This window comes from Streptomyces hygroscopicus subsp. hygroscopicus (assembly GCF_001553455.1).
Classification (GTDB): Bacteria; Actinomycetota; Actinomycetes; order Streptomycetales; family Streptomycetaceae; genus Streptomyces; species Streptomyces hygroscopicus.
Genome location: NZ_BBOX01000059.1, coordinates 16456 through 34192, shown reverse-complemented (window position 1 = coordinate 34192; position 17737 = coordinate 16456). Strand labels below are relative to the sequence as shown.

Genomic DNA, 17737 nt, shown 5'->3' with positions numbered 1-17737 from the left:
CTCCTCGGCGTCCACCAGTGCCGAGGCCGACTGTCACCGGCCGGATCACCTTCCGGTGCACGCTGATCCAGACCGGCACCGATTCCTACCGCTTCCAGGCCACCGAAACCGAACGCGGCACCGACAGCGCCCGGTAACCCATGCGCCATCTCGCTCTGCGCGCCCGCCCCGGACGACATCGAGAACCGCTGGCCAAAAGGCATCAATTCAGTTGCACGGGATACCTGGCTCAGGGATAGGTTCGCGATCATGGACGAAATGGACTTACTCAAGCACTCGCGCGGTCCCGTACTCCGAAGCCGGATCAGCCGTGACCTGACCGCGCTCGGCCTTGCAGACGGTGACACCGTCATGTTCCACACCCGCATGTCCGCCATCGGCTACGTGGCCGGAGGACCGCAGACCATCATCGGCGCCCTCCGTGACGTGGTCGGGACGCAGGGAACCCTCATGGTGACCTGCGGCTGGAATGACGCGCCCCCCCATGACTTCGCCACCTGGCCACAGGGCTGGCAGTCCGCCCTGCGTGCGGAACATCCCGCTTACGACCCCGACCTCAGCGAGGCAGACCACAACAACGGCCGCATCCCCGAAGCACTGCGCCGCTGGCCCGGAGCCGTTCGCAGCCGCCATCCGGACGTCAGTTTCGCGGCTCTGGGAGCGGCGGCAGCCGAGCTGATGGCCGACCATCCCTGGGACGATCCCCATGGTCCGCACAGCCCCCTCGCCCGGCTGGTCGCCCGCCGCGGCCGGGTCCTTCTGATCGGCGCTCCTTTGGACACCATGACGCTGCTGCACCACGCCGAGGCGCTCGCCAAGGCCCCCGGCAAGCGGTTCGTGGACTACGAACAGCCCATCCTCGTGCAAGGCCAGCGGGTCTGGCGCCGCTTCCACGACATCGACTCGGAGGACGGGGCCTTCGACTACTCGGCAGTGGTGCCCGAAGGGCAAGAGCCGTTCGAAGCGATCGCCCAGGACATGCTCGCCGCGGGAATCGGCCGGCAGGGCCGGATCGGCGCTGCCGAAAGCCATCTGTTCGAGGCCGCGGAAGTCATTGACTTCGCCACTGCCTGGATCGAACGCAAACTGAACAGGTAGAGGCGCAGCAGAGGTATCCGCACATCTGCGGGCCCACTGTGATCACGATTATGTGATCCCCGTTCTCGCTGCCCGAGTGGCCCTCGCACGTCCTGTCAGAAACAGACCCGGGCCGCGCAAGACCAGCAAAGCCACGGCGGGCGAGGCAGCAGGACAGCCGCAGCTCCACGAGCCGGAGGCCGACGTCTAACTGGTGCTCCGCTCATTCCGGGGCGGGGCGTTCGCCGTCCAGGCTGGCTGTCCGGGTGGGCCACGGCGTAGCCGTGCTCGTCGGGGTGGCGGGCGAGGCGACCCATCGCCCACGCAGTCCGGGCGTCCATGCCCTCGCCGAAGTCGGCGGCCAGGCGCCGCGCCCGCCACGTCGTGCGCGGGGCGAGCATCCGTCACGCGGCTTCCTAGGACGCAGCGACCCGCCCATCGCGATCGCGACGCCTCCACCGGGGCAGGAGGATGGAGGCATGGCCGGCAACGTGGATCTCTCGAACACCGCTTCCTGCCCAAGACCTACAAGGCCGCCCGCCACGCCACGAAGGCCAAACCGCGCCCTCAGCGCTGAGTACCCGGCAAGCCGGGCAGCCGCCGCTCCACGTGCCGACTCCGGGAGATGAGAAGGGCGTCGCGGGCATGTGCGTCGGCACGATCGGCCTGGAGCGCCGCGGACAGGCCGCCGACTTCCTCCGCACCGCCGAACCGGAGCCCGCCGAGCGCGTCGCGTCCTCGCCCGCTACGGCCTCACCCCCTCGGCCGGCGGCCGCTCGCCGGACCCGGCCGGCTCCTCCCCGCCCCCCAAGACGGCCGATCCGGCACATCTCACGGAGCGGACCACCGCCCGGAAGGTCATCTCCGAACCGCACCGGCCCTCGCCCGGCCGAAGCCGCGGGAACAGGCACCCGGGCGAAGCGTGCCCGGAGCCTTCTTCCCGAGTTCGTGGTCATGCGGCCTCGGCCGCGCCGACCCGGCGCGGGTCCGCGCACGCCGCGGCCACGCCGGTGGCCGGGTCCAGGGTGATCCCTTCGAAGTTCCCGGTGAGCGCGTACCAGGGGTTGGTCACTCGGGTCCACAGCCGCTCCTTTCCGGCCCAGGCGCGGAACTCGCGCAGCGCCTGCGGCGCGAAGCCGGCTTCCAGGAGGTTGCCCGGCTCCCAGCCGCGTTCGGGGGTGTGCGGCCGGGCGCCGAACCGCGGCGCCTGCACGGACTCCTCGATCGTCATGCCGAAGTCCAGCAGGTTCACCAGGTTCTGCAGCACGCATGCGACCAGCGACACCGAGGGCGAGCCGGAGACCACCACCGGCCTGCCGTTCCGGGAAACGATGTTCGGGGCGAGGTAGATACACGCCCGCTCCCCCGGCCGCGGCATCACCCGCTGGAAGAACGACCCGCCCCCGGAGAGCTGGAAGCCCTCGCAGAACAGGCCGTTGACCCAGCCGGAGGCCATATGCGAGTGGGTGACCGAGGCGATGTCGCCGTTGCGGTCCACCACGGAGACGTGGATGGTTCCCGGGGTCGGCGGCGGGGCGCTCAGTGGCGGCCGGGAGGAGAGCAGCCGCATCCTCGTGCGGGCGTATTCCTTGGACAGGAGCAGGGCGAGCCGCTCTCCGTCCTGCTCCGGTCCGTGCTGGCGGGGTGGCGCGTAGTACACCGTGTTGTGCACCTGGACCAGCAGTTTCAGGCACTCGGGCGACACGGAGGGCGGGCCGAGCCGTGCCAGGTCCACCGTTTCCAGCATGTTGAGGGCCTCGATGAGCTGCGCGCCGCCGTCGTCCGGCGGCGGCGAGGCGATCACCTCGGCGTCCCGGTATGTGCCTCTGACCGGTTCTTGCAGGAGGACCCGGTAGTGCTGGAAGTCCTCCGGTGTGATGACGCCGCCGTCGGACTGGACGGTTTCGCAGAAGGCGCGGGCGAAGTCGCCGAGGTAGTAGTCCATGTTCTCGTCGCGTAGCCGTTCCAGGGTGCGGACGGCGCGCTCCTGACGGATGATCTGGCCGGGTGTCGCCAGGTGCCCGTCCGGGAAGAACACGTCGCGCATCTGCTCGGAGGCGCCCAGGTTGGCCTGCTGGCCGTACATCACCCCGAACAGGAAGGGGTTGACCTCGAAGCCGTCCCGCGCGACCGCGATCGCCGGGGCGAGCAGGCGCCCGGCGGGCAGGCTGCCGAACCGGCGGCGGGCTTCGTCGAAGGCCGGCCACCAGCCGGGCACCGGGACGCCCCGGCCGCGCGTGAGGTCGGCCCCGGTGAAGTCGGGCAGCGGCGCCAGCGGCGCGTTGACGTTGCCGTTGAGGTAGGCGGTGGTGCCGGTGGCCGCCTGGTGGTGCAGCATGCTCAGGCCGCCGGTGAGCGAGGTCATGTGCGGTTCGACCACGAGTTGCGCGGCCGCCGCGGTGAGGGCCGCGTCGCAGGCGTTCCCGCCCTCGCGCAATACGTCGCGGGCGGCCCGGGCCGCGATCGGATGCGAGGTCACCACCATGCCCGAGGCGCCGGTGACCAGGGGTTTGCGCCCGTAGCGGGCTGGTGTCGCGGTGTCCATGAAGATCCTTTGTCTTTGTCCTTTTACGGGTTCGTCGCGTCTCTGCGGCCGGAAGGGGCCGGATGAAGCCGGATGAAGCCGGAAGAGGCCGGGGCCGGGCGGCTTCTCGCCCGGCCCCGGCGCCGCGGAGCCGCTAGGCGGTGGCCGGGAGCTTACGGGCTTCGTCGACGGACTTCGGCAGGGCGAAGCCGGCGACCAGCGCGGAGACCAGGCAGAAGAAGGTCATGTACCAGCCGAACGAGACGTCCGTGCCGGTGAGCCCGTGCAGCCAGGCGGCGAGCAGCGGTGCGGTGCCGCCGAGGAGCGTCGTCCCGAGGTTGTAGTTGAGGGCCGAGGCCGTGCCGCGTACGTGCGCCGGGAAGCTCATGACGTAGGCGGTGGTGAGCGGCCCGCCGACGATGTTGTTGATCACGGTGAAGACCACCACCGCGAGGAAGGCGAGCGCGACCGAACCGGACTCGATCGCGAGGAAGGTCGGCACGGTGAAGAGCACGAACACCGAGTAGCCGGCCACCAGCAGGCGCCGGCCGCCGTGCCGGTCGGCCATCCGGCCGCCCCAGATCGCGGCCGGCGCGCCGACGGCGTAGGTGAGGATCGCGGCCAGCAGCGCCTGGTCCTCGCCGAAGCCGTTCTGGACGAGGGCGGTGACGAAGTAGCTCTGGATCACGAAGGAACCGACCCGCTGGCCGGCGCCCAGCCCGATCGCCCGGAGCATGTCCCGCCAGTATCCGCGCACTGCCTCCCGGAACGGCGACTGCTTGACGGTCTCCGCTTTGGCCTGCTCCATCACCTGCCGGAATTCCGGGGTCTCGGTGACATGCCTGCGGATGTAGAGGGTCACCAGGGACAGCGGCGCCGCCAGGAGGAACAGCACCCGCCAGCCCCAGGAGTTGAAGGCGTGTTCCGGGACGGCCAGGATCATCACGTAGGCGACGGCGGAGGCGAGCAGCGGGCCGATGGAGGTCGAGCCCACACACCATCCGGAAAGGTAGTTGCGCCCGCGCTTGTCGCCGTGTTCCAGCAGGAAGTCGGCGGCCGCGGTGTACTCGCCGCTGGCACCGACGCCCTGGACCAGCCGGCACAGGGCCAGCAGGGCGGGCGCGGCGACGCCGATGGCCGAGTAGGGAGGCAGCAGGCCGATGGCCACGGTCCCGATCGACATCAGCGCGATGGTCAGTGTCAGGACGTACTTGCGGCCCTTGATGTCCCCCACGCGCCCCATGAGGGTGCCGCCGATCGGGCGGATGGCGTAGGAGAGGATCAGGCCCAGATAGGTGGAGATCAGGGCCGTGGTGGAGTCGCCGTCGGCGAAGAACTGCCGGGCGATGACCACCGCGAGGATGCCGTAGAGGGCGTTGTCGTACCACTCGACGGCGTTGCCGAGCATGGCGGACCACAGGATCCGGCGCCACGGGACGGCGGCCGGCTGGGGGCCGGGGGGACCGGGGACGGGTCCGGGGGCGGGGGTGTCGGCGGAGTCGCCGGTGGACGGCGCTGCGGTGTGGCTCACCGGACACCTCCTTTCGGTGGTGGGAGGGGATGCAGGGGGCGTGCGGTCTCGGTGAGGGTCGGGCAGAGTGCCCGTCCGGCCGGCGGCGGGACGGCGGCCGGACGGGGCGGGGTGGTGAGACGGGGACGGGCGCCGGGGCGGGGACAGGCGGCTGGGCGAGGACGAGGCGGGACGGCAGTGAGGCGAGGGCGAGCGACGGGGCGAGGACGAGGCGGGGACAGCGGTGAGGCGAGGGCGGCGGGCCGGGGCGCGGTGGTGAGGCGGGGGCCCGGGAGCCGCGTCAGGCGTCCCCGTCGGCCGCGCCGTAGTGTTCGCGCGCCCGCTCGGGGGAGATCACCTGCTCGCGGATGTCGCGCCGTACCTCCTGGGGCGAGCGCTCGGCCGGGGCGCCGTAGCCGCCGGCACCGGCGGTGACGATGCTCACCCGGTCACCGGGCTGCAGCACGGTGTGACCGTGCACGACGGGCCGGGCGCCGTCGCTGAGTTCGACGCGGGCGCTGCTGCCCGGCCGGCCGCCGAACAGGCCCCATGGCCGGGACGTCTGCCGGCTGGTGTCCAGCCAGAACTGCACGTCGGACTCCTCCACCCGGATGGTGCGGCGGATGCCCATGCCGCCGCGGTGCCGGCCCGCGCCGCCGGAGTCCTCGACCAGCTCGTACGCCTCGACGACCAGCGGGTACTCGCTCTCCAGCGATTCCACCGGCAGGTTGGAGGTGTTGGTGACGTGGACCTGCACGCCGTCCAGGCCGTCCTTGGCCGCGCGGGCGCCGGAGCCGCCGCCGATGGTCTCCAGGTAGACGAAGTACTTCCCGGTACCGGAGTCCAGCCCGGAGAAGTGCACGCCGGTGTTGGCGCCGTTGGCGGCGGCGGTCACCCGCTCGGGCACGGCCGACGCCAGGGCGCCGTGGACCAGGTCGACGACGCGCTGGCAGGTCTCGGTGCGGCCGTTGACGGCGGCGGGCTCGACGCAGTTGACGATGGAGCCGGGCGGCGCGTCGATGCGGATCGGGCGGTGCAGGCCGGCGTTGGACGGGATGTCCGGGTCGACCAGTGTCTTCACCGCGTAGTAGACGGTGGCGTACAGCGCCGTCCACACCATGTTCACCGAGGCGCGGACCTGGCCGGGGTTGCCGGCGAAGTCGAAGTGCAGCTCGTCGCCGGCCACGGTGACCTTCAGCCGCAGCTGGAGTTCGTCGTCCAGTTCGGGGCAGTCGAAGCTGTCGCGGAAGGTGTAGGTGCCGTCCGGCACCTCGGCGATCGCGGCGCGGGTGCGGCGCTCGGTGTAGTCGAGCAGAGCCGCCGCGGTGGCGGTCATGGTGGCGCGGCCGTAGCGGCCGGCCAGTTCGGTGTACCGGGAGGTGGCGAGCCGGTTGGCGGCGAGCTGGGCGCGGAAGTCGGCGCGCCGCTCGGCCGGGACCTGGCAGTTGGTGAGGATCAGGTGGAAGACGTCCTCCTGGATGCTGCCGTCGCGGGCGAACCGCACCGGGGGGATGCGCAGGCCCTCCTGGAAGATATGGGCGTGGCCCCGGTCGCCGAAGTCGGCGTGGTGGGCCAGGTTGGCGGCCCAGGCGGTCAGCAGGCCGTCCACGAACACGGGCGTGACCAGGACCATGTCGGGCAGATGGGAGCCGCCGCCCGAGTAGGGGTCGTTGCTGAGGAAGGTGTCGCCGGGGCGGATCTCCTGGCGGGGGAAACGTTCCAGCACGGCGGAGACGACGCCGATCAGCGAGCCCAGGTGGACCGGTGAGGCCTGTTCGGCCTGTGCCAGCATGCGGCCCTCGGCGTCGAACAGCCCGGCGGTGCAGTCCCGGCGTTCCTTGATGTTGCTGGAGTAGGCGGCGCGCACCAGGGTCTCGCCCATCTCCTCGACGATGGAGGACAGGGCCGAGCCCATGACTTCGACCAGTACGGGGTCCGGTGCGGTGGTGTTCTTGGCGGTTGCGTTCATCGGATTCCTCGGGGGCGGGCGGCCGGAAGGCGGATGGGGTCAGTCCGTGGTGCCGGTGTCGGCGATGGCGAGGACGAGGTTGGAGTGCTCGTCGACGGTAAGGGTGTCACCGGGCAGCAGCAGGGTCGTGGTGTCCATCTGCTCCACCACGGCCGGCCCCGTGATGCGGTTCCCCGGGCGCAGCCGGTCGCGCCGGTGGACCGGGACGGGGGTGAAGCCGCCCAGCTCCGGCAGGTACACCTCGCGGCTGCCGACGACCGCCGCGGAGGCGTCCTCGCCGCCCGGCTCCTCTCGCCGCAGCGCGGCCTTCGGGACCGCGCCCACGCCCTGGACGCGGAAGGTGACGATCTGGACGGGCTCCTCGGGGGAGGAGTAGCCGTACAGGCGCTCGTGCTCGGCGGCGAAGGCGTCCAGGACGCCACGCACGGCGGCCGCGTCCAGTGCGCCGTCCGGCACCGGCACCGGGATCTCGTAGTTCTGCCCGGCGTAGCGCAGTTCGGCGGTGCGCTGCACGGTCCGGTCGGTCTCGGCGATGCGCTCGTCGTCGAACCATGCGTGCGCCTCAGCGGCGAGTTCGGCGTACACCTCGCCGAGCTGCCCGGCGGACCGTTCGTCCAGCGGCTGGATGCGGGTGCGGGAGAAGTCCGCGCGTACGTCGGTCATGAGCAGGCCGAGCGCGGACTGCGCCCCCGGTGTCGGCGGGATCAGCACGGTGCGCATCCCCAGCTCCCGGGCGAGCCGGGAGGCGTGCAGCGGGCCGGCGCCGCCGAAGGGCACCAGGGTGTAGTCGCGCGGGTCGTAGCCGCGCTGCACCGAGATGACCCGGATGGCGCGGGCCATGTTGGCGGTGACCACGCGCAGGATGCCCTGGGCGGTCTCCTCGGTGCCCAGCCCGATACGGGCCGCGATCCGCTCGACGGCCGCCCGGGCGGCGCCTTCGTCGATCTTCTTGCGGCCGTCCAGGAGGTGGGTGGGGTTGAGGACGTGCAGGACCACGTTGGCGTCGGTCACCGATGCCTCGGTGCCTTCGCCGTAGCAGGCGGGGCCCGGGTCGGCGCCGGCGCTGGCCGGGCCGACCTTGAGGTGTCCGCCGGCGTCGGCCCATGCCAGGGAGCCGCCGCCGGCGCCGACGGTGTGGATGTCCAGCATCGGGGTGCGGATCGGCCGGCCGTCCAGTTCCATGCCGGTGGTGACCTTCGGCTCGCCGCCCTGGACCAGGGACACGTCGGAGGAGGTGCCGCCCATGTCGAAGGTGATGATGTCCGGGTGCCCGGCGACGGCGCAGATGGCGGCGGCCCCCACCACGCCGGTGCTCGGACCGGACAGCACCATGCGCACCGGCAGCGCTTCGGCCGCCTCGAACGGGATGATGCCGCCGTTGGACTGGGTGACGTGCGGGACCACCGCCAGGCCCTGCTCCGCCAGCCGCCGGCGCAGACCGGCCAGGTAGTCGGCGACGATCGGGCCGACGTAGGCGTTGGTCGCCACCGTGGAGAGCCGTTCGTACTCGCGGAACTCCGGCAGCACGCGGCTGGAGAGCGACACGTAGGCGCCGGGCAGTTCCTCGGCGAGGATCTCCCCGATCCGCTCCTCGTGCCGCGGGTGGAGGAAGCTGTACAGCAGGCAGACCGCGACCGACCGGACGTCCTGCTCGCGCAGGTACTTGGCGGCGGCCCGGACGTCCTGCTCGTCCAGGGGGACCTCCACCCGGCCGTCGTGCCGGACCCGCTCGGTGACTTCCAGCCGCAGGTCGCGCGAGGCGAACGGGGCGGGCTTGTCGGCCTGCAGGTCATACAGGCGCGGACGGCGGCCGCGGCCGAGCTCCAGCAGGTCGCGGAAGCCGCGGGTGGTGATCACGGCGGTCCGCACCCCGCGGCCGGTGAGCAGCGCGTTGGTACCCACGGTGGTGCCGTGCGCGAAGTACGACACATCGGCCATGGACCTGTCGCCGATCTGCTCCAGGATCTGCCGGACGCCTTCGACGATGGCCAGTCCCGGGTCCTGCGGGGTGCTGGAGACCTTCCGCACGTGCACGGTCCCCGTGCACTCGTCGTAGGCGACGACGTCGGTGAAGGTGCCTCCGGTGTCGACGCCGATGCGCAGGGTCATACGTCTCCTTAGATGGTGCTCGGATGAGGGCGGGAGCCGCGGGCCGGCCCGATGCCCAGGGTGCGTGCGGCGGGGCGTGGGGGGCGGACGGGACCGACGGGCTCGGGCGGCTCCAGGGGGACGCCGTGGCCGAATCCGCCGTGTGCCCGGCAGGCGGCGGCGGCCGCCGCCGCGGCGGCGGCCAGTGGCGGCCGGGGGTCCGCACCGTCGGCGAGTGCCGCCAGCAGTGTGCCGATGAAGGCGTCGCCCGCGCCGAGGGTGTCCACCGCTTCCACCGGCTGCGCCGGCTGCCGCCATACGGTGGCGCCGTCGCTCAGCCACGCCCCGTCGCGGCCTCGCGTGACCAGGGTCCACTGGGCGCCGCGGGCGGCGGCCTGGGCCAGCAGTTCCCGGATCTGCCCGTCGTCCAGGCCGGTGCCGGAGAACGCGGCGAGGTAGAGGTGGGGCACCAGTTCCGGGGCCCACGGCGCGTCGCGCTGGTGGGAGAAGTCGAACGACACCCGGGTGTGCCGGGCGATCCGCGGGACCTGTTCGATCAGCGAGCCGCTGTAGGCGGTGTGCACGATGTCGTGGACGGCGAGGCCGGCGATCTGCGCGTCCGTCAGCCGGAAGCGGGAGACGCCGTCGGACGCGCCCTGGAAGACCCGGTCGCCGTCCACCAGGCCGATTTCGGCCCAGGCGTTCGGCCCAGGCGAGGTCCGCACCCCGCCGGTGTCGACGCCCTCCGCGCGCAGTGCCCGGCGTATGGCGTGGCCGGCCTCGTCGTCGCCGGTCACGCCCAGGTAGGCGGTGCGGGCTCCGGCGCGGCGCGCGTACACCGCGACGTTGACCGCGTTGCCTCCGGGGAACATCGTTCCCAGGGCGGGGTAGCGGTCGACCACGTTGTCGCCGATGCCGATCAGCCGCATCAGTACGCGACCCGGTACATGTAGCGGCGCTGGGCGGTGTTGTGGCCGCGTTCGGCGGCGCAGAAGTCGAGCAGCCGGCGAGAGGCACTGGCCACGGCGAGCGGGCTGATCAGGCCGCGCTGCCGCGGCGGCACACCGGGCAGGGTGAAGTCCTTGGAGTCCAGCACGGACCAGGTGCGGTAGTAGCGCTCGGCGAAGGCGACCGCCCGCTCGCCCATCGGGCGGGTGGCGTCCTCGCCGACCAGGACCAGCACCGGGTGGTCACCGACGATCTCGAACGGGCCGTGGAAGAAGTCCCCGGCGTTGACCGCGGAGGCGTGCAGCCAGTTCATCTCCTGCAGATAGCAGGCGGCCAGGGCGTTGGCGGCGCCGAAGTTCGGGCCGGCGCCGAGCACGTACACCAGTTCGGCGTCGCGCCACTGCGCGCCCACCCGCTCCCCGAGCGGAGCGACCTCCTTCTTGGCGGCCGTGAGCGCCTGCGGCACCGCCGCCACCGCCTGCCAGGCCTGCTCGGCGTCCCGCAGCGAGCCGGTGGCCTCCAGCAGGGCGAGCGCCATCTGCGTGAAGTGGATGGCCTTGGGCTCGGTGACGGTGACGTTGCTCGGATAGTCGAAGAGCACGTCGGCCTCCTCGGCCAGCGGGGAGTCGCCGCTCCGGGCGATGCCCGCCACGGTCGCGCCCGCCTTCTTCGCCACCCGCACGGCCTCCAGCGTCTCGGGGGTGGCGCCGGAGTGCGAGGAGGCGACGACGAGGGAGGTCCGGTCCAGCCCGGCGAGCGGGCGGTGGACCAGTTCCGCGGCGGTCATCCGGTGGGAGACCACCGTGTCCTCAGCGCTCTCCATGAGGTCCTGGGCGGGGAAGGTCGAGTAGAACGATCCGCCGCAGCCTACGAAGTACACCGTCCGCAGCCCTTGCCCGACCAGGCGGGCGGCCAGCTCGCGGGCCTTGCCGGCCTGGGCGACGGTGTGCTCCAGGGTGGGGGTGAGGTCGTCGGACAGCGGTACCGGGTCGACGGCGACGTCCAGCATTCGGGTCTCCTCCACGGAAACGGGGTCGTGCGCGGCCCATGGCATCGGACGCGCCACGGACGGGCGATGAGGTGTCGGCAAAGCCGCTGAGAAGGTTCTCAGTCAGATGCTGAGAACCTTCTCAGCGGGCCTAGACTGTGTCAAGAGGCCGGATGCGGAGTATCCCCGGAGACGGAAACCGGCGGCGTTCACCACTGCGGCGCCTGGAGAGAAGGAGGCACTCACGTGCAGAGCAAGGGGCGGGCCGACGGGCCGCCGAGCATCGTCGAAGTCGCGCGGGCCGCAGGTGTCTCCACGGCCACGGCCGGCCGGGTGCTCGGCGGGTACGGGCAGTCCAGCGCGGCCTCCCGGGTGAAGGTCGAGGAGGCCGCGAGACGGCTCGGCTACCGGCCCAACGGGCTCGCCCGGAGCCTCATCCAGGGCTCGACCCAGACCATCGGCGTCATCGTCACCGACATCGGCAACTCCTTCTTCGCCCAGGCGGTCCGGGGCATCGCCGACGTGGTGCGGGCCGGAGGCTTCGAGATGCTCCTCGCCAACACCGACTCCGACCCCGACGCCGAACAACGCGCCATCCAGGTCATGTGGGAAAAGCGGGCCGACGGCGTGATCATCGCCCCCGAAGGGCCGGACAGCGCCGAACGGCTGCGCACCCTGGTGGGCGGCGGCCTCCCCGTCGTCCTCCTGGACCGCCCGCTGACGGCCCTCCCCCAGGTCGACCAGGTACTCGTCAACAACACCGCCTGCGCCCGCAGCGCCGTCAACCATCTGACCGGCCTGGGCCACCGGCGCATCGCCGTGGTCAGCGAGGCCTCCGGTGACTTCTCCCGGCTGCTCGCCCACCCCGCGGCCGGAGACGGCGAGCGGCCCAGCGCCGCCCGGCTCGCCGGATACCTCTCCGCACTCCAGCGTGCCGGCATCCGGCCGGACCCGGACCTCGCGGTGCACTCCCCCTACGACCGGGCCGCCGCCGAACGCGCCACCGCCCGCCTGCTGCGCCGCGACCCCTCCGTCACCGCCCTCTTCTGCACCGACAACATCCTCACCTCGGGCGCCCTCGCCGCGGTGCAGCGCAGCGGCCGCGCCTGCCCCGAGGAGATCTCCCTGGTCGGCTTCGACGACCAGGACTGGACGACCCTGGTGCGCCCGCAGCTCACAGTGGTCCGCCAGCCGCACCGCGAACTCGGCGCGGCCGCCGCCGAACAGCTGCTCGCCCGCCTGCACGCCCGGCGCACCGGTGACGGTCCGGCAGACGACGAGGCAGTCCACCTGCGGCTTCAGGCGAAGCTGATCCGCAGGGCCTCGACCGCCCCCGCCCCGGCGACGGACATGACGGCGGGACACGGGCACTGAGCCGACACGGCGGAAGGAACAAGGAGCGCACGGAGCGTGCCACGGTGCGCGGTGACGGCCTCGGACGACGTCGCCCCGGGCCTCCTCAACGCGGGCGAGGGGACCGTCACCCTGGCGGCGAACGCCGGGTGCTTCGACTCGGCCCGGTGGTTCGCCATGATCCGCGACGGGCGCATCGGCCTCGCCCGGGCGGAGCGCCGTTGGACCGGGGCTGCATCAGTGATGAGCCGTGACGACCAGTGGTGTCACGCCTTGAGTTCGCGGAATGCCGGGACGCCGACCATCAGGAGGGTGGCTTCCCAGAGGCGGATGGCGTCTGCTCGCGCGGGGGTGGCATCGAGGACGGGGCCGAAGAATGCTCTTTGGGTGCCGTCGGGTGTGGTGATGGCCACGACGGGGGTGCCGATCCGGGCGTCGATCCGGTCGACGCCGGCGTGGTGGGAGACGCGCAGTGCCTGGTCGTAGTCGGTGGCGGTACCGGCCTCGGCGAGCGCGGCGGGCAGGCCGCTACGGTGCAGCGCTTCGCCGATGTCGCCGATCCATTCCCGCGCGGCGCCGTCAGGCTCGGTCCACAGTGCGGTGTAGAACGTCCCGAGTGCGGCATGTCCGTGCTCGGTCTGGACGGCTGCCGCGACGCGGGCGGGAATCCACAGGTAGCCGTGCGGGTCGCCTTCGGGGTCGTCGTCGCGGTGCTCGTTGAGCACCGACAGGCTCATCACCCGCCAGCGCACCTGGAGCGCTACCTGGTCGGCGACCTGGGCGATCCAGCGTGCGGTGTGGCGGGTGAGCGGGCAGGCCGGATCGAGCCAGAAGTCGACACTCCAGCCGCCCTCGGTGGCAGTGCCGGTCACGGCTTCGGTTCCGATCCCGGACGTGCGCCGGCCGTGGCGGTGATCCCCCGTTCCAGGGTGCGGGTCACCGTCGCGGCGACGTCGAACTTGGCGAGGGCGCCCCGTTCGACCTGCTCGAAGGCGGTGTAGGCAACTCCCCAAAGGACTTGCTGGATCCATTCGGCGGTGAGCTGGTCGTCGAAGACGCCCTCGGCCTGCCCGCGACGGATGAGGTCGATCACCGGGTCGTGCGGTGTCGGCAGATCAGGCCCGGCGGGGTTGGGGGCGGCATCACGCACCAGGGACTGGCCGCCGAAGACGAACATGATCGCATCGCTGGCCGAGGCCAGGGCAGCGACCACACGGCGCATGGCGTCCAGCGGGCGTCCTTTGCCGGGGTCCGCTTCGGCGATGGCACCACCGATGGTTTCCAGGGCGTGCTCGGTGGCGGCGCGCAGCAGGCCGTCGCGTTCCGGGAAGTAGCGGTGCAGGGTCGTGCGGCCGACCTCCGCGGCCTCGGCGACCTGGGGCAACGTGGCTGCCCGGTCGCGCACCCAAACACGCACCGCGGCAGTCACGATGGCCCGTTCAGTGCGGTTCCGGATGCTGGAAGGCTGCTTCGCACTCACGGCTGAACGGTATCAGAGGAGCCCGTTTCGGATGTCTGTAACTCATCAATGGAAGTTTGAAGTTCCATTCAGGTATTTCGAAGCCCCTTACGGCGAGGTCCGGCTGGACATGGACTCCCGACTGGAGATCAGCGGGGCCGATCTCGGCAGCGGCCGTTGGGGTTGCGTGGACGAACACCCAAGCACGCTGATGGCCGTGCTGTGTGCGCCGCCGTTGCCCGCGAGCGCGCTCTTCCTCGACGAACCCACCACGTGCCTCGCGCTGCGCGCCACCCGCGAGGCACGGCCACCCGAGCGCAGCTCGGCCCCGGCGAGGTACACGCCAACCCCATTCACTCCAAATGTGATGCAGGTCACGTCCGTTTTGCCGGATTACCGGGTCCTCCCGCTTCGCCATGATGCCCGGAAGGAAGCAAACGGTTCAGGGAGAGGTTCGGAAGTGGACGATCACCAGAGTGTCGGGTCGTGGCGGGCACTTGGCAGCCACCTCGGCATCGCCGTAGTGCTGGCCGGGGGCGTACTCGTCGGAGCCGTGAACATCTACCTGGCCGCAAGCCTGCTGCCCACGGCGGTCGACGACATCGGCGGTGAACGCCTCTACGCATGGAACATGTCCGTCTTCCTGACCGCCCAGGTTGTCGCGACCATGCTCGTGAGTCGAACCCTCTCCCGACACGGCGGCATCAACTCCTACTTGATCGGCTTTGGCGTCTTCGCGGTCGGGTCGGTCGTCTGTGCAGCCAGTCCGACGATGCCCGTGCTGCTGGCCGGCCGCGGCGCACAGGGACTCGGGGCGGGTCTGTTGGCCGGTCTGGGATTCTCCCTGATCCACTCGTCGCTACCGCGCGTCTTGTGGGTGCGGGGCAGCGCGTTGATCTCTGCCATGTTCGGCCTGGGCAACTTCATCGGTCCGGCTCTGGGCGGACTCTTCGCCCAGTTCGGTTCCTGGCGCCTGGCGTTCGTCGTGCTGGCCGTCACCTCGGCACTGATGGCGGCTTTCGTACCTCACGTACTTCCGCAAAGCGGCAGGACCGAGACGGAGACGGCTCCCGTGCCGCTGGGCTCGTTGATGCTGGTGATCGGAGCTGCGGGTGCCGTGAGCACCGCCGGCCTCATCCGGAACGAGGCCCTGACGCTGGTGTTCATCGCGTTGGCACTGGCGTTGGCCATGGCCTTCACGGTGAGGGAGAAACGCAGCCTGGTCCGCGTCCTTCCCGGCCCGACTTACCAGGCCGGCTCCGCGTTACGGTGGGTCTACCTGACCATCGCCTTCCTCGCGGCCGGCGTTGCCGTCGAGACGTTCCTGCCGTTGTTCGGCCAGCGTCTGGGCGGGTTGCCGCCGGCTGCGGCCGGGTTCTTCGGGGCGGCGCTGTCGCTCGGCTGGGCGGCAAGCCAAGTCGTCAGTTCCTCAGCACGTCGGCAGCGGACGGTCCGATGGCTGCGGGTGGCCGGTCCCGGTCTGCTCGCGGCCGGACTCGCCGTGCTCGCTCTGTTGCAGCAGCGCGAAGCATCACTGCTTCTGGTCCTTGCGTGGCTGCCCGTTCTTCTCTTCGCCGGCACAGGGATCGGCCTGGCAATGCCCCACTTGTCCGTCGCCGCGATGGCCGGCACGCCGGACAAGGAGGAGGGAGAGAAGGCCGCCGCGGCAATCGCGACGATACTCACGATGTCGACAGCATTCGGTGCGGCCCTCGCTGGCCTCCTGGTCAACCTGGGTGGTCCTTCGACGCTTACCTCCGCGCGCTACCTCCTGTGGGGCTTCGCTGCTTTCTGTGCCCTGGGGGTTCTGACCGCGCTACGCGCCGACCGCCTCGCTCACCTGACCCAGGCGCGCCAGACCGCCGGCAAGCAGGCGGCTGGGCATGGGCAGTGAGGACTCGGGGCGCGGGCGGCAGCCGGGGCAGGCGGCCTGGCCGAAGCCGGCGGAGGCACGGTGCTGGTCCTCGTTCTGAAACGATCAGTACGTCATACGCACCGGAGTAGGCGGGCGGCGCGTGGAGTGCGGTCGCGCGAGCCCGGCGGCGCGGGGGCGCGGGCCGGGCGGCGGCGTGGGCGGTCCGCCGCCGGTGCCACCGGAGGCCCCGGCTCATGTGGCGGAGGGGAGGTGGCGGCGGCCTCTGCGAGTGCCTCTCGCGCCCCCGCCGCACGCCCTGACGGTCGCCGTTTTGGGCGCACGAAACTGACGGCTGTCGCCCGGGTGTCGCCCGGGGACACCGACGGAATCGATGGAACCCATGGACCCATGGAAAGGGGACGATTTCCATGCACCGTGTCACCACGCTCGCCATCGCCTCACTCGCCTTCGCGGCGGCCCTCGGCACAGCTCCCGCCGCAACCGCCGACGCCACGGCTCCGGCCGCCCCGGCGACCGGGAACAGCGCCGCGGCCTTCCGCTGCGACCCGGGGCACTTCTGCATCTACAGCGGCTGGAGCGGTGGCGGCAGCCGCTGCCAGTGGACGGCGCAGAAGGTCGCGAACACCGCCGACCAGTGTTCCTTCATCCGCAACGGCAAGAAGGTGCTGTCGGTGTGGAACGGGACCGGCCACCGAGTTCAGTACTACAAGCAGACCAACTACCACGCGCGCGTCGGATCGACGGCCGCCGGCCACGGGGGCAACCTCCAGGGCAGCTACCAGATCCGCTCCTTCAAGAAGCAGTAGTTCCGGCAAGAAGCAGAATGCCGGTGAGCGCGCTGGTCCACCCGTCAAGGCCGCATGTTCAGCAGACAGGTGGCGATCATGATGGCGACCGCCAGAACGGTGCGTGCGCGGCGGAGCATCGCCTGGGCGCGCCGTAGCTCTTCTGGCGGCTCATCGGCATTTTCCGCAGGCCGCCGAGCCGTGACCGGCGGTATCCGGCACCGGCTGTCGATGAAGCGCATCCCCGGCAGCGGCAGGCCCGGCCGCTGACCGTCCGGCCGCTGGCTCGGCGGCCTGGGCTGCCGAGTCAGCCCAGGCCGCCGAGATCAGCCCTGCTGGCCTCCAGCCGGGAGCCCATGTCCAGCCGGACCTCGCCGTAAGGGCGTGATCCGTTCCAGCAGTTCGGGATCCAGCATGCGTCGGGTCGTAGAAGGCCGTCCGACCGCCAGGTGAAGGAACCAGCGAACCGACCGCGACCGTTGCTCACACGCTCACCGCACTGAGCGTTCCAATGCAGCCCGGTGATCGGAAACCCACCGATAGGCGGTCCGAACGTGTCTCACCACCCCTGCGTCACGAAGCCGGGCCATGGCGACGTCACCCGCATCGGCTTGGGACTCGATGCCCCGCCAGCACCGGTCCTGCCACCACAAGATCGTGGACACGAGACATTGCCGGTCCGACAACTCGTAGCTGTCAACGATCAGCCTCATGCGCCGGGCGGCCTCCTCGACGTCGGCGACCGAAGGGCCCAGATTGAGGTACTGCCAGCAGACATGAGCGATGTCGTGGATCCGCGCGCCCGGCGCAGCAAGGTCCCAGTCGATGAATGCCGCTGGCCGAAGCTCGCCCCCGCACAGCTGGTAGACCGTGTTCTTGGGCGACAGGTCGTTGTGGCACACGACCTCTTGGTCACCGGCCGGCGAGGTGCCGGCCGTCAGGTCGTGGAACTCACGCACGAGCCGGGCGACCGTCACCAGACTCTCCTCGGATGAGACAGCGGCAGGTTGACGCGGCTCCCACGCCACATGCCCCTCAAGGTAACTGAGGATTTCACGGCCCTCGTCGTCCACACCGAGATACCGCGGAGCACCACTCCAGCCACTGGCTTCAAGCAACCTCAGCAGATCGCCCACGAACCTCGTGCGAGCCGAGGCTGG

14 protein-coding genes are annotated in these 17737 nt (G+C 71.3%); 4 read left to right on the top strand and 10 right to left on the bottom strand.

Annotated elements, in window-relative coordinates:
* The first annotated feature begins 249 nt into the window (after positions 1–249).
* Positions 250–1098, top strand: a complete 849-nt coding sequence (gene aac(3), locus AXW62_RS07680; RefSeq protein ID WP_063817536.1) for an aminoglycoside 3-N-acetyltransferase — start codon at positions 250–252, stop codon at positions 1096–1098.
* Positions 1099–2029: 931 nt separating this feature from the next.
* Here aac(3) and AXW62_RS07675 read toward each other — a convergent pair.
* The 6 genes from AXW62_RS07675 to AXW62_RS07650 all read right to left on the bottom strand — a co-directional run bounded on the left by AXW62_RS07675 (position 2030) and on the right by AXW62_RS07650 (position 11125).
* The gene (locus tag AXW62_RS07675; RefSeq protein WP_060943827.1) at positions 2030–3622 is read right to left on the bottom strand and encodes a gamma-glutamyltransferase; all 1593 of its coding nucleotides are present in this window, start codon (positions 3620–3622) and stop codon (positions 2030–2032) included.
* A 133-nt stretch (positions 3623–3755) separates the two neighbouring features.
* Positions 3756–5132, bottom strand: coding sequence for an MFS transporter (locus AXW62_RS07670; protein ID WP_244502679.1), 1377 nt, complete (start codon positions 5130–5132; stop codon positions 3756–3758).
* Between the two features lie 280 nt (positions 5133–5412).
* Positions 5413–7080, bottom strand: a complete 1668-nt coding sequence (locus AXW62_RS07665; protein ID WP_060943826.1) for a hydantoinase B/oxoprolinase family protein — start codon at positions 7078–7080, stop codon at positions 5413–5415.
* A gap of 39 nt (positions 7081–7119) precedes the next feature.
* Positions 7120–9189 (bottom strand): hydantoinase/oxoprolinase family protein, encoded by a 2070-nt coding sequence (locus AXW62_RS07660; protein WP_060943825.1) that lies wholly within the window; start codon positions 9187–9189, stop codon positions 7120–7122.
* Between the two features lie 8 nt (positions 9190–9197).
* Complete coding sequence (locus AXW62_RS07655; RefSeq protein WP_063817535.1) at positions 9198–10097, bottom strand: PfkB family carbohydrate kinase; 900 nt, start codon at positions 10095–10097, stop codon at positions 9198–9200.
* Positions 10097–11125, bottom strand: a complete 1029-nt coding sequence (locus AXW62_RS07650) for an SIS domain-containing protein (RefSeq protein ID WP_060943824.1) — start codon at positions 11123–11125, stop codon at positions 10097–10099. The genes AXW62_RS07655 and AXW62_RS07650 overlap by 1 nt, the downstream gene beginning before the upstream one ends.
* 225 nt (positions 11126–11350) lie before the next feature.
* Between AXW62_RS07650 and AXW62_RS07645 the strand changes: the two genes are divergently transcribed.
* A complete protein-coding gene (locus AXW62_RS07645; protein ID WP_060943823.1) occupies positions 11351–12478 on the top strand; it encodes a LacI family DNA-binding transcriptional regulator in 1128 nt (375 codons plus the stop codon).
* Positions 12479–12723: 245 nt separating this feature from the next.
* Here the strand turns inward: AXW62_RS07645 and AXW62_RS07640 are convergent, their stop codons facing one another.
* Both AXW62_RS07640 and AXW62_RS07635 read right to left on the bottom strand, forming a co-directional pair.
* A complete protein-coding gene (locus tag AXW62_RS07640) occupies positions 12724–13329 on the bottom strand; it encodes a mycothiol-dependent nitroreductase Rv2466c family protein (protein ID WP_060943822.1) in 606 nt (201 codons plus the stop codon).
* The gene (locus tag AXW62_RS07635; RefSeq protein ID WP_063817534.1) at positions 13326–13937 is read right to left on the bottom strand and encodes a TetR/AcrR family transcriptional regulator; all 612 of its coding nucleotides are present in this window, start codon (positions 13935–13937) and stop codon (positions 13326–13328) included. The genes AXW62_RS07640 and AXW62_RS07635 overlap by 4 nt, the downstream gene beginning before the upstream one ends.
* 109 nt (positions 13938–14046) lie before the next feature.
* Between AXW62_RS07635 and AXW62_RS07630 the strand changes: the two genes are divergently transcribed.
* Both AXW62_RS07630 and AXW62_RS07625 read left to right on the top strand, forming a co-directional pair.
* Entirely contained in the window at positions 14047–15810 is a 1764-nt protein-coding gene (locus AXW62_RS07630; RefSeq protein ID WP_252368526.1) for an MFS transporter, read from the top strand.
* Positions 15811–16199: 389 nt separating this feature from the next.
* Positions 16200–16598 carry a peptidase inhibitor family I36 protein gene (locus AXW62_RS07625; RefSeq protein ID WP_060943820.1) on the top strand — a complete coding sequence of 133 codons (399 nt, stop codon included), beginning with the start codon at positions 16200–16202 and terminating at the stop codon, positions 16596–16598.
* Between the two features lie 44 nt (positions 16599–16642).
* Here the strand turns inward: AXW62_RS07625 and mmpB are convergent, their stop codons facing one another.
* Positions 16643–16792: a morphogenic membrane protein MmpB gene (mmpB, locus tag AXW62_RS44380; protein WP_370682896.1), complete on the bottom strand. Its 150-nt coding sequence runs from the start codon at positions 16790–16792 to the stop codon at positions 16643–16645.
* A 276-nt stretch (positions 16793–17068) separates the two neighbouring features.
* Positions 17069–17713, bottom strand: a complete 645-nt coding sequence (locus tag AXW62_RS07620; protein WP_244502677.1) for a phosphotransferase — start codon at positions 17711–17713, stop codon at positions 17069–17071.
* Between the last annotated feature and the right edge of the window lie 24 nt (positions 17714–17737).